The 11,392-nt window shown below is 62.9% G+C and carries 11 protein-coding genes and 1 pseudogene; 7 read left to right on the forward strand and 5 right to left on the reverse strand.

Features of this window, described 5'->3' with window-relative positions; translation table 11 throughout:
- Nucleotides 1-150: 150 nt before the first annotated feature.
- Both Q0288_RS16160 and Q0288_RS16165 read right to left on the reverse strand, forming a co-directional pair.
- Complete coding sequence (locus tag Q0288_RS16160; RefSeq protein WP_299432751.1) at nt 151-390, reverse strand: hypothetical protein; 240 nt, start codon at nt 388-390, stop codon at nt 151-153.
- A gap of 9 nt (nt 391-399) precedes the next feature.
- Nucleotides 400-1,466, reverse strand: a pseudogene (locus Q0288_RS16165) (MFS transporter).
- A 160-nt stretch (nt 1,467-1,626) separates the two neighbouring features.
- Between Q0288_RS16165 and ada the strand changes: the two are divergent.
- The 4 genes from ada to Q0288_RS16185 all read left to right on the forward strand — a co-directional run bounded on the left by ada (nt 1,627) and on the right by Q0288_RS16185 (nt 7,064).
- A complete protein-coding gene (ada, locus tag Q0288_RS16170; RefSeq protein WP_299432754.1) occupies nt 1,627-2,691 on the forward strand; it encodes a bifunctional DNA-binding transcriptional regulator/O6-methylguanine-DNA methyltransferase Ada in 1,065 nt (354 codons plus the stop codon).
- 181 nt (nt 2,692-2,872) lie between these two features.
- A complete protein-coding gene (locus Q0288_RS16175) occupies nt 2,873-3,736 on the forward strand; it encodes a DMT family transporter (protein WP_299432757.1) in 864 nt (287 codons plus the stop codon).
- Nucleotides 3,737-3,833: 97 nt separating this feature from the next.
- Nucleotides 3,834-4,784 (forward strand): diguanylate cyclase, encoded by a 951-nt coding sequence (locus Q0288_RS16180; RefSeq protein WP_299432760.1) that lies wholly within the window; start codon nt 3,834-3,836, stop codon nt 4,782-4,784.
- Between the two features lie 45 nt (nt 4,785-4,829).
- Complete coding sequence (locus Q0288_RS16185) at nt 4,830-7,064, forward strand: primosomal protein N' (RefSeq protein ID WP_299432763.1); 2,235 nt, start codon at nt 4,830-4,832, stop codon at nt 7,062-7,064.
- Between the two features lie 69 nt (nt 7,065-7,133).
- Here the strand turns inward: Q0288_RS16185 and Q0288_RS16190 are convergent, their stop codons facing one another.
- Together Q0288_RS16190 and Q0288_RS16195 are read right to left on the reverse strand one after the other, a co-directional pair.
- Nucleotides 7,134-7,577: a small multi-drug export protein gene (locus Q0288_RS16190; RefSeq protein WP_299432766.1), complete on the reverse strand. Its 444-nt coding sequence runs from the start codon at nt 7,575-7,577 to the stop codon at nt 7,134-7,136.
- Nucleotides 7,577-8,116 (reverse strand): TetR/AcrR family transcriptional regulator, encoded by a 540-nt coding sequence (locus tag Q0288_RS16195; RefSeq protein ID WP_299432769.1) that lies wholly within the window; start codon nt 8,114-8,116, stop codon nt 7,577-7,579. Before Q0288_RS16195 ends, Q0288_RS16190 begins: the two co-directional genes overlap by 1 nt.
- Nucleotides 8,117-8,345: 229 nt before the next feature.
- On the opposite strand from Q0288_RS16195, the gene Q0288_RS18100 reads away from it, so the two are divergent.
- Nucleotides 8,346-8,552, forward strand: coding sequence for a transposase (locus Q0288_RS18100; RefSeq protein ID WP_366914796.1), 207 nt, complete (start codon nt 8,346-8,348; stop codon nt 8,550-8,552).
- Nucleotides 8,553-9,041: 489 nt separating this feature from the next.
- Entirely contained in the window at nt 9,042-9,638 is a 597-nt protein-coding gene (locus Q0288_RS16200; RefSeq protein WP_299432772.1) for a GNAT family N-acetyltransferase, read from the forward strand.
- 45 nt (nt 9,639-9,683) lie between these two features.
- Here the strand turns inward: Q0288_RS16200 and Q0288_RS16205 are convergent, their stop codons facing one another.
- Nucleotides 9,684-10,523 (reverse strand): DMT family transporter, encoded by an 840-nt coding sequence (locus Q0288_RS16205; protein ID WP_299432775.1) that lies wholly within the window; start codon nt 10,521-10,523, stop codon nt 9,684-9,686.
- Nucleotides 10,524-10,841: 318 nt separating this feature from the next.
- Between Q0288_RS16205 and Q0288_RS16210 the strand changes: the two genes are divergently transcribed.
- On the forward strand, nt 10,842-11,392 hold a 551-nt coding region (locus Q0288_RS16210), incomplete at its 3' end, for an AAA family ATPase (protein ID WP_299432778.1).

Below are 11,392 nucleotides of genomic sequence, written 5' to 3' on the forward strand. Positions count from 1 at the left end.
GCTCCGGGCGTAGATCGGCCACGATGTCCACATCGTTGGTGGCCCGGAGGTGGCCCAGGGTTGAACTCGCCACCGACCCGCCGATACGGTATTCTGCTCCCAGTCGGTTGAATACATCTAGGATGTCTGCAATGGCTTTGGGAACATCGCCTAGGAGCATAACTGTTTCTCCAGCCGCTCGGCTACTTCTGCCCCATATTGTCGGCGAACCCACTCCAACTTTGCTTCTCGCTCGTCAGATAGCCGTTGCCTGACCTCCTGGTAGGAGGCGTGCAAAAGCATTTTCGACCAGCCCGCCATGAGAGTAAACCGCCTGGCCGGACTGCTCTGGCGCAGCAGCTCAATTTGCATCCGCGCTACCCTGGGGTCGGTGTCGGAAAGGCCTGCCATAACACCAGTTTAGCGCAGCGCTCGGGCAGCCAGCAGAATGGATAGCAAAGAGACCGCCAGGGCGAGCTCGAGGCTCCACAACCCACCCTGTCCGATAAAGGGCGGGTACACCAGACCCGCTACCATGCCGCCCAGGTAGAAAGCCGACACATAGGTTCCGCTCACCTAGGTTACGGCTTTGCCGGAATCGCGTAAGCGACTCGCCTGCCGCTCCCGCCCCGTCCCGAAACCCCTCCGGCGATGGCCTGTGCGGTAAAAATTCCCGCCATCATGACCACAAAGCCCACCAGGATAAAAAGCGGCTCGCTGGGGATCTGGATCCCCAACCCCAGGGCCGCCACCCCAAAGGCGAGGCGAAAAGCCCGCACCGAGCCCCATTTTCTGACCAGGGTGGCCGCCAGGGCGCTGCCGGGAATGCCGGCCAGATAGGCGAAGAAAATCGCCCCGATCTGGCCCTGCGACAGGCCCAGCGCCTCCAGGCGGTAGGGCATCAGGTTGGCCACGAAAAAATTGACAAACAGCAGGGCGAAGCCCAGCCCATACAAGGGCCAGGCCGACAGGGTGTAGCGTGGGGCCGGCAGGGCCAGGCTTTCGCGTTCGCGCAGCACCCAGAAAGCGATCACCGCCACCGGAAGGGCCAGCAAGACCAGGGCCAGGCGCTCGCCAAACCACTCGGCAAACAGCCCTCCCAGCCCGCGCCCCAGGCCACCCCCCAGCACATTGCCCGCCACCCAGAACCCGGCCATCTGCAGGTGCCGGCCCGGGAACAGCCGGGGCAGCAAGGCCAGCGAAAGCCCCGGGATGGCAGCCGCGAAGGCCCCTTGCAGGGTTCGGCACAGGGTCCAGATCTCAAGGGTGGGGGCCAGCGCGGCCAGTATCCCAAACACCCCTACGCCCAAGAGCTCCCCGCCAATCACCACGCCTACCGGCAGGCGAAGGCGCGGCACCAGCGGGGAGAGCAGCACCAGCACCAGAAAGGGCAGGCTGATGCCCAGGTGGGTGCTGCCCGGGGCAGTGCCGAAGGTGCGCTCGAGGCCGGGCAGCATCGGCACCACCGCATAAAGCGCCACATAGATTAATCATCCCCATCCCCGGCCACCTCATCACTCCGTCCTATAGATCAAAACGCCCGAAGGAATCAGGGCCCAGGCCACGCAAAAAGCATATCCCGAGCCCCCGCATTTTGACCGCAAGATCTGGATAGCGCTCCCCGGTAAACAGGACTAGGCTTTAAGCATGAGCAAAAACCTGTTCGCCAACCCCTACCGTACCGAAGCCGAGCGCTGGAGGGCCTGGCAAGAGCGAGACCCTTTGGCCATCGGTGCTTTCTTCGTTGCGGTCAAAAGCACCCGCATCTACTGCCGGGTAGGCTGCCCAGCACGGAGCCCTAAACGCGAGAATGTGCATTTTTTTGATACCCCGCAAGCCGCCGAGGCTGCTGGCTACCGGGCCTGTTTGCGCTGCAAACCCAGGGAAACCCCTGGCCACATCGCGGTCGTATATAAGGTCAAGTCCTTACTGGAACAAGCCGAGAAATCCCCTACCCTCCAAGAACTGGGCAAGGCCGTGGGCCTGAGCCCCTTCCATCTGCAGCGCCTCTTCAAACAAGAAACCGGCCTCTCCCCCAAGCAGTATGCCACTGCCTGGCGCCTGGGCAAATTTAAAGAGCAAGTGCGCATGAAAGACAGCGTAACCGAAGCAATTTACGAGGCCGGATATGGCTCTTCCAGCAACCTCTACCGCCAGTCCAACGCCAGGCTGGGTATGAGCCCCAGGGTTTACCGCCGAGGTGGCAAGGGGATGAGGATTCGCTATGCCTTTGCCGATAGCCTGGTGGGAAAGCTGGTAATCGGTGTGACCGAAAAAGGCATCTGCTCACTCCTGATTGGCGATAGCGAGGCCGAGCTGGAAGCGCTGCTGCGCGAGGAGTTTGCCGAAGCCGAGCTGGAGCGGGGAATCCTGGCCGAGTATGTACAGCCCGTGCTGGATTACCTGACCCAGCAAACCCCGCTCAAGACCCCCCTCGACCTTCGCGGTACTGCCTTTCAACTCAAGGTCTGGCAGGCCCTGCGCCAGATTCCCGCTGGCCAGACCCGTACCTATGGCGAGCTGGCCCGGATGGTTGGCGACCCCAAGGCTGTGCGGGCCGCTGCGGGCGCCTGCGGGGCCAACCCCGTCTCGCTGGTGGTTCCCTGCCACCGGGTCGTAGGTCGGGATGGCAAGCCAACCGGCTACCGCTGGGGTGTGGAGCGCAAGAAAAAACTCCTGGAACATGAAAAACCCCAGCCAATTTTGCTCTGAGACGCCGTTTTGGAATGCGGTGTGCAAAGGCCGACCCGGCCATGCTTGTCCTCATGGGGCCCAATCACCAAGGATCCATTCGATGGGAGTGTTCGGGGCTCGAGAGAAGGGGCGCAGAACCCTGTAATTTGAGCGCAAGATTCGTATAGAAACCCAAACCGAGGCTGGATAGGCTTGGCCGATGGGCGCCGGTTCTATTCAAACCTTCACCCTGCTCCTGGCTCTGGCTGCTTTATGGGGCGGCTCCTATCTGTTTGTGCGAATTGCCGCCCCCGAAATGGGCGCAATTCCCCTGGTGTTCCTGCGGGTTTGTCTTGCGGCCCTGGGGTTGCTGGCCCTGGTGCTAATCGTCCGCCAGATACCCAATTTCCGCCAGCGCTGGCCGCAGTTTCTGCTGCTGGGACTGCTCAACAACGTCATTCCCATGACCCTGATTGCCAGCGCAGTAATTCACCTCACCGCTTCGCTGGGGGCCATTTTGAACGCCACCACGCCTCTGTTTACCGTTGTGATCGCAACACTTTGGCTGCGCGAGCGGTTTGGCTGGAAAAAGGGGCTGGGGGTGGTGCTGGGCATAGCAGGGGTCGGAGTGCTGACCGGCTTCAGCCCCATCCCGGTAGACCTTCGCACCCTGCGGGCCGTTCTGGAGGCGTTGCTGGCAGCCGGTTCCTATGGACTGGCAGCGGTCTACGCCCGTAAGGCGTTCCAGGGTGTTCAGGCGTTGCATGTGGCGGTGGGGCAGTTGTGTGGCTCGAGTTTTTTGTTACTGCCTTTTGCGCTAGGAACCTGGCCTCAAGTCGAAATCTCGGCGGTTCTGGTTGGGGCCGTGTTGGGCCTGGCTTTGCTTTCCACGTCCATTGCCTATCTGCTGTACTTTCGATTGATCGCCACTGCAGGGGCCACGGTTGCTGCCAGCGTAACCTTCCTGATTCCCTTTTTCAGCATTTTGTTTGGAGTCGTCTTTCTTGCAGAGCCCTTGTCGGCGGGCATGTTGTGGGGCCTGGGCATCATCTTGACCAGTGTGTGGCTGGTTTTGAACAACTGAACCGGGATTTCGACCTTGAGCATCCGCGTAACGCGGACAGGACTGGTTTACACTCATCTGAACATGCCGATCCCCATAAGCTGTCTAGAATAGACCAATGGTGCACTCGTCCAAGCTACTCTGGCCCTGGTTGCGCCGACTGTACTGGACTACGGCTCTTTTTGCGGGGGTAGCCCTAGCCCTGCCCCAACTGTGGACAGGTCTGTGGGCCAGTCAGGCGGTGGCTGCGTCTTATCTGCTGGCCAGCCTGGTAGCCTTGCCGCTGGCCCAGCGCTATCCCAAGACCGCCCTGGTCTCGCATCTGCTGGCGGTGCTGGTCATGTTGGTCTGGGCCAGCCATCAGCCCTGGGAGGCTATTGCGCCGGGGTGGGATCGGGAAATGGCGCTCTATGCCAGCGCCACCCTGGCCACCCTGGGTCTGACGGTTCTGGCGATGTTTGGCGGGCTCTGGGTGATGGTAGGGGGGCTGGCGCTACTGGCGGTCTGGATGCCGCACCCCGAGTCGGCGCTGTACTGGCTGGTGCTGCCCGGCTGGGCGCTGGGGGGGATGGTGGGGCTTGCGCTTTTCAAGGGCATCCACCAACTCGAGGCCGCCCAGCAAGAACTGACCAGGGTAGCCCTGAGGGATCGCCAGACCGGCCTCAGCACCCGCCTGGCCCTCGAGGCCGACTACGAGCGCTACCAGGCCCTGGCCAGCCGGGGCGACCAGCCCCTGCTGCTCTCGTTTTGGATGTTGCGTTCGGAGAGGCCGAACACCGAACAGAACCTGCACCTTTCCCAAAAACTGGCCCAGGTCATGCGCGAAGCCATTCGCCAGGGCGACGGCCTGTATCATCTGGGCAACCAACGGTTTTGCGGGCTGCACATCGGGTTGGTCAGCGGGCACGAGCTGACCGAGCGGCTGAGCCGTCGCTTTAAGCAGGCCCAGATGGTCTGGGTGGTGTGCAATGGCCTGACCCTGGAAGAAGCCCTGTCCCAGGCCCAGGGACTGCTCCACCAGACTCCACTACGGCCCGGCCACGCCCTATCCACCGTGCCCAAAGCGTAATCCGGCCGCCGCAACCCGGCCACTTCAAGCAGTAATCTGTTCGGGATGCGGGCCCTGAAGGTTGCACTGCCCCTGCCGGTTGAACCGATGTCGTATACGCCGCCCCATGCCGGAAAGCAGGGGGACCTAGCCCCTCAGGGCCGCGATGCGCTGGGATACCGGGTGGTGGTGCCCTGGCGGGGCGAGCTACGGGTGGGGTTGGTGGTGGGGAGCGAGGAAGGCCAGCACAAGAGCTTTGCGCTGCGGGAAGCCATCGCTTATCTGGATACCAGACCGTGGTTGAGCCCAGCGGCAATTGAATTGCTAACCATGGCGGCCCGCGACAGTTTTTGCACGGTGGGCACCCTGCTGGATGACCTGATCCCCTTCCTGGAACCCCCCCTGCTGCACCGCGTGCGGCTGCTACCAGAGGCCGACCCGGTGGTGCTGCCGAAGGGCCTGGAAGCCCTGGCCCTGGACTGGCAGGAAGCCAGAGGTTTTGACCCCAGGCTGCTGGACTACCTGCGCGAGGCCGGGGTTTTGCAGGAAGAAGTGGCCCCTCGGCGAAGCGTGCGCCAGGCCCTGATGGTGCTGCGGGAGCCTGTGGAAAAGCTCAGCGAGAAAGCCAGGTCGGCCTGGTATGCCCTGCACGATCTGCGTCAGGTCGAGAGCATGGCGGCGCTGGCCCGGGCGGCGGGGGTGGGTACGGGGGTGGTGAAGGGGCTGATGGACAAGGGGTACATCGGCTTTGTGGAGGTAGATCCGGTTTCTGAAACGGTGGTGGCGCGAAAACTCGAGCCCCTCGAGCTGCCCACCCTCCCGGTGCGGCTGCAGGGCGGAAGGCTGCTGGAACGCATCCGTGCCCTGGCCACCCTGGCGCAAACCGAGTCCGTGATGGTGCTCTTTCCCGAAGTATCCTTGCTCAAAAAGTTTCAACCCTACTTTCCCGAGGCCATCGTTTTCCATGGCGAGATGAAGGCCGAGGAACGCCGCACGGTGTGGGAAGGAGTGAGCAGGGGAGAGCTGGAGCGGGAGAGCGGGGGAGCGGGGGATAAGGAGAAGGGTAGGATCTCGGTCCTTTGTACCTATCAGGGCTTGCTCCTGCCGGTGGAGGTGCGACGGATGGCGGTGGTGGAAGAGGCCTCGGAAGCCTACAAGCTACCGGCGGGCTCGAGGGCTTTCGTGCCTCGCCTGGCCCAGCTAAAAGCACAGCAATTGGGCATCCCGCTGCACTACTGGTCCGGCATCAACAGCGCCGAAGTATGGGCCCAGCCAGCCCTGGCCCTGCCCATACCCCCACCCCGCCCGCACCTGCTGGATATGCGACAGGAGCGAGGCTGGCCCCTGAGCGGTGCCGCGCTGGCGCTCCTGAAGCAGAGCCTGGAGAAAAAGCGCCAGGCCATCGTGTTATCGGCCCGACGAGGCTACAGTGCGATGTTGCGTTGCAAGCAGTGCGACTGGAAGGCCATGTGCCCCAACTGCGCCCTGCCTTTGCGCCTGCATAAAAGCGAGCGGCTGGGCTCTTTGCACTGTCACCAGTGCGGCCACGAACAAAAGGCCCCCGACCTGTGCCCCAACTGCCAGTCGGATGTCTTCGACCCCCGGGGGCCAGGGGTGGAGTGGCTCCTGGAGGCCCTGCACCAGCAGATTCCCGCCCTGCCACGCTACCGCTACACCGCCGATGCCAAAGACAACCTGGGCAAACTGCTCGCGGGCGAACCGGGCGTACTGGTGGGCACCACCGCCATTTTGCGCGGGCCGGTCTTGCCCGAACTGGCCCTGGTGCTGCTGCCCTATGCCGATGGGTTTGTCCTCGAGTCCGATTTCCGCGCCTCGGAGCGCTACCACCGGCTGTTGTGGCAGCTGACCGACCTGCACCCCCGGCGCCGTCCCTTGCTGGTACTGCAAACCTTTGAACCGGGCCATGCAGCCCACCGGGCGCTCCAGACCGCCGACCCCCAGGGTTTTATGGAGGTTGAGCTGGCCCTGCGCCACACCCTGGGCTACCCACCCGCCACCCGCATGGTCAAGCTCGAGGTCGCCCACCCCAAGGAGCCGGTGGCCCGCGACGCCATCTACCAGCTTGCCGAAGCCCTCAGACCCAGAGCCCAGCCCGGCGAACTGCTGGGCCCGGCCCCCGCGCCAGTCGCCCGCCTGCGGGGCCAGTATGTGTTTCACCTATTGCTCAAAAGCTCTGAAGCCCGCCTGCAAACCCTGATGGAAAACCTGCCGCCGGTGCGCGGCGCACGGCTGCGCCTAGACCCCGACCCCCAGAGCTTTGTGGGGCTGCTGGAGGATTAGGCTGTGCACACGCGCAATTCCCTCATGATTGTTGGTCGGTCTGTCAGCCAGGCTATGCGCCGGAGCCAGTTAGCTCTGGGGTCGGACGGCCTGGATGCCAAAGGCAATCAACCCGGCCAGCGCGATGGCGTACACACTGATGCTGATTAGCGTAAACAGCAGCAGTTGTCGCTGGTTCATGCCGAGCGCCATGGCGGTTACCGCCACCGCCCAGACCCCAATCCAGGGGGTGGCCAGCAGGATGAACCAGGGGCCGTGGCGGTCGAGCAGCCCTTGGGCGCGGGGGGAGGCCAGGCCCTGGAGCCAGGGCCCGATGCGCCGCTGCCTGAGGAGCTGCCCGTAGAAAAACACAATCAGGGGAACCGGCAGGAAGTTGCCCAGCACGGTCCAGAAGACCGCCGAGGTGTAGTCGAGCCCCATGGCAATAGCGGCAGGCACCGCGACATAAATCTCGAAAAGCGGAAAGAAGCCCAGAAACCAGGCGGTAGCAGCTTTGACAGCATACTCAAGCATCACTCAGTCTCCCGGTGGGTTAGGGCCAGAAGGCGCCGGCGTAGCTGTTCTCTCAGGGCTCCCTGAGGTGGGGCCAGGTGCAACAGGTCGGCAAACCACAGGCCGTCTGCGGCCAACCTGAGCAGGGTGGCATGAGCGGCCCCCAGCCCATCGTCTTCGATACGCTGCTGGTAGCCGTCGAAGGCCGCCCGCACGGGCTTTAGTAGCTCTGGGTTCAGCGCCAGTGCGGCCAGCAGACTGGCCCGCAGCATGGGCTGGTGGGGGTCGGCGTCGAAGGTGGCCCCAATCAGGGCCCGGCTGAAGCGCCCCCTGGGATCCGGGTCCTGGGCCATGCGGCGCGAGAGTTCGGCCTCGAAGAGGGCCAGATAGTGCTCGAGCAAGCCACGGACCAGGGCCTCTTTGCTGGGAAAGTGATGGAGAAGGCCGCCTTTGCTAACCCCGGCTTCCCGGGCGGTGGCCTCGAGGGTCAGATGTGCGATGCCGTCGCGCAGAATCACGGTGTTGGCAGCTTCCAGCAGGGCGGTGCGGGTCTCCTTCACGTCCCACACTATACCGTCTGGACGGTACAGTGATAGCGCATCGCATTACTGTCGGACTTTGGGAGGGTAAATGCCCTCGCCTTCAGGCGAAAGCTTCAGCGGGCGCTGGGGGGCAGGTGATTAGACGGGGGCATGGATTATTCACCCTCGTCTTCGGCCAGTCCATCACCTAGTCTATGGGGTATAGACGGGGTGCGCACAGCGTATTTTAGATACACCTGCATATGGTGTGGTCAACCAAATATCGCAAAAAGGCGCTGCCCTGAGCGCAGCGAAGGGTGCTGACAGGGAAGTAGGTCTGCGGGTGCGGGAGATCATCCGGCAGGTGTGCCGGGAGATGGAGGTAGAGATCAGGAAGGGTCATGTAGCCAGGGATCACGTGCACGTGTTTGTTTCGATCCCGCTACCGCTATCAGCCGGTTGGTGCAGGGGATGAAGGGGACAAGCTCGTACACACTGCTGACCAAGTTCCAGCACCTGCGCAAAGTGTTCTGGGCCGGCACGTGTGGGCGGGGGGGTGCTTCTGCGTGAGCAGCGGAAACGTGACCGATGGGGTGATCCAGGCGTACATCGAGAACCAGGCTGAAGAGGGGGACGGGGACTTTGCGGTGCAGGGTGAGGAGTAGGAGTACGGAGTCGGGAGAAAGTGGCTTGTCGCAACTACACAGTTCCAGTGCTTACCCGAAGCTCCCGCCTTCAGGCGTTAGAGGGTTCACTCTGTTGATTGAAAGGGCTAGGAAAGTTGGTGCAAACGGAATTATTTTGCTGGGGCAACAGACTACAGGCGTACTAGCCGTCCCAGCAGGTCAGAGCGTTCTGGGTACACCAACAACAAGGACATGTGCGATTGCAATACGTTACAGATGAGCTTGCCATAGATTAAAGCATTTGCTTTTTTCGAGGGTCCACACTAAAACCTAGGTTTATGGACTTTGCCATTCGCCCTTACGTCCCCACCGACCTGCCCGACCTGTACAAAATTTGCCTGTTGACCGGTGATAGCGGTGCGGACGCCAGCCAGCTCTACCGGGATCCCGATTTGCTGGGCCATTTTTATGCGGCGCCTTATGCGGTGCATGAGCCCGACCTGACTTTTGTGCTCACCGACGAGGAGGGGGGGTGCGGCTATGTGCTGGGTTGCCGCGATTCGCACGAGTTTGCAGGCTGGATGGAAGCCGAGTGGCTGCCGCCGCTCCGGCTGAAGTATCCTTTGCTCCCAGCCGACCCTACCTCCAAAGACGCCGCCATGATCCGGCTGATTCACAAGGGCTACACTCCTTCCCGCTGGGCCGACCTGTATCCGGCCCATCTGCACATTGACCTGTTGCCCAGAGCCCAGGGGCGGGGTTTGGGCCGCAAGCTGATGGAGGTTTTCCTGGGCGGCCTGCGCGAGAAGGGCGCAGGGGGCGTGCACCTGGGGGTGGGCAGGCGTAACGCGGGCGCGGTGGCTTTCTATGAGCGGGTGGGGTTTGTCCGGCTGCAAGAATTCCCCTGGGGCTACGAGTACGGGCTGAGACTATAGCGACCCCGGTACCCTGTGCAGGAGTGTCGCGCTCTGCTCGGCCCCTCAGCCGGAGGCAATGAGGGTAATGGCTACCAACGAAAGCAGCACGCCCAGGGCCTGATCTCGGCTCAAGTGTTCACGCAGCAAACCCCAGGCCAGAAGGGCGGTGGAGGCCGGATACAGCGAGGAAATCACGGCGGCCACGTCCAGTCGCCCGGCCTGGGCCGCTACCAGAAAAAACACATTGCCCCCGGCATCCAGCAGACCCGCCAGGCCCACCAGCCCCAGGGTAGCGGTCAGCTTTGTCTCGCGGCGTAGCAAACCCATCCGCCAGACTAGCCAGAGCATCAGGGTGGTTGCTACCAGCTTGGCCAGGGCCGAGGGCCAGAACAAACCCTCCACCTGGTGGATCAGGGAGAAGTAGCCCCCAAAGCCCAGCCCGGCCAGAAAAGCATAGATCAGGCCCTGCGAAGGGCCGGAGGCTCCTCTGGATCGGGCTGCCAGCCAGACCCCCAGCAATCCCACCGCAAAGCCCAGCAGTTGCAAAGGAGCAGGCAGACCCTCCAGGAAAAACCCCACCAGAGCCGCCAGCGCAGCCCCCACCACCCCCGAGATAGGCGCAGCCAGGCCCATCTGCCCGGCTTGAAAAGCCCGGTACAAAAACACCAGGCCCACACATCCAGCAAATCCAGCCGCGATGCTCCAGGGGATGTCCTGGGGTTGAAACGCTTCTGCACCAAGCAAGGCCAGTAGCGTAAAAAGCAACAACCCGGTGGCATGAACCAGCAGAGCAATCAGGTAGGGGTTGAGCCGTCTGGAAGCCACTCCGCCGCTAAAATCGCCAGCGCCCCAGGAAACTGCCGAGAGCAGGGCAAACGCAACCGCAGCCAGTTCAGGGCTCACAGGGGGCTCCGTAGAGGGTGTACCCTTGCAGGTCTGGGTTTGCCTGGAGGGCAACGCCAGCCAGCGGCTCGATCGAAACGCCCCTTGCCAGCGGTCATGGGGTCATCTTACCCGTGGCTTTCTTTCACGACCGAAGGACTTGCGCATGAATGGTTCTGTTGTAATGGCTCGCTCTGCTGCTTGACGAAGCCGTTCATATTGAGCCGAGCAGTTGGGCAGCGAAGCGCCGGCTGCGTTGTGTAGCCCGATGTGCGACCACCCTGGCAAATGAGCCTCCCGGCCTTGAGCCTTCGGCCCGGGGCCTATAGCCTATAGCCAGTGCGTCTGTTGCGGTTGCGGCAAAAAAACTTTCGGAACCTGAGCACCCCGCTGTTTGCTCCTGCGGAGGGACTGACCACCATCGTGGGCGGCAACGCCCAGGGCAAGACCAATCTGCTCGAGGCCATCGAACTCGCGCTCGGCGGCGAACTGCGCAACGGCATGCTCGAGCGCATCACCTTTGGCGAGAGCGAAGCCTGGGTGCATGCCGAGATCGAGACCCAGTTCGGCAACACCCGCCTCGAGGTTCGGCTGGGACGCGAAGGCCGTGAACACAAACTCAACGAAACCCCAGCCTCGCTGCGAGAACTGGCCCAGCTTCCCGGTGCGGTGCTCTTGGGCCCCGACGATCTGGATCTGGTGCTGGGGCCACCGGAGGAACGCCGCCGCTTTCTGGATCTGCTGCTCTCGCGCTTCTCGGCCCGCTACCGCACCATGCTGGCCCAGTACAGCCGGGCTTTGCAGCAGCGCAACGCGGTGTTGAAAAGTAGCTTTCGCCCGCTCTCCCGTGAGGGGAGAGGGGGGCAGGGGGGTGAGGGGGGGGGCAAGCC

The sequence above is a fragment of the uncultured Meiothermus sp. genome, from assembly GCF_937863175.1.
Lineage (GTDB): Bacteria > Deinococcota > Deinococci > Deinococcales > Thermaceae > Meiothermus.

Bases quoted from the DNA above. Each gene is read 5' to 3' on its own strand.
- Q0288_RS16160 (WP_299432751.1), bottom strand. From the start codon at position 390: ATGGCAGGCCTTTCCGACACCGACCCCAGGGTAGCGCGGATGCAAATT.
- ada (WP_299432754.1), top strand. From the start codon at position 1,627: ATGAGCAAAAACCTGTTCGCCAACCCCTACCGTACCGAAGCCGAGCGC.
- Q0288_RS16175 (WP_299432757.1), top strand. From the start codon at position 2,873: ATGGGCGCCGGTTCTATTCAAACCTTCACCCTGCTCCTGGCTCTGGCT.
- Q0288_RS16180 (WP_299432760.1), top strand. From the start codon at position 3,834: ATGGTGCACTCGTCCAAGCTACTCTGGCCCTGGTTGCGCCGACTGTAC.
- Q0288_RS16185 (WP_299432763.1), top strand. From the start codon at position 4,830: ATGCGGGCCCTGAAGGTTGCACTGCCCCTGCCGGTTGAACCGATGTCG.
- Q0288_RS16190 (WP_299432766.1), bottom strand. From the start codon at position 7,577: ATGCTTGAGTATGCTGTCAAAGCTGCTACCGCCTGGTTTCTGGGCTTC.
- Q0288_RS16200 (WP_299432772.1), top strand. From the start codon at position 9,042: ATGGACTTTGCCATTCGCCCTTACGTCCCCACCGACCTGCCCGACCTG.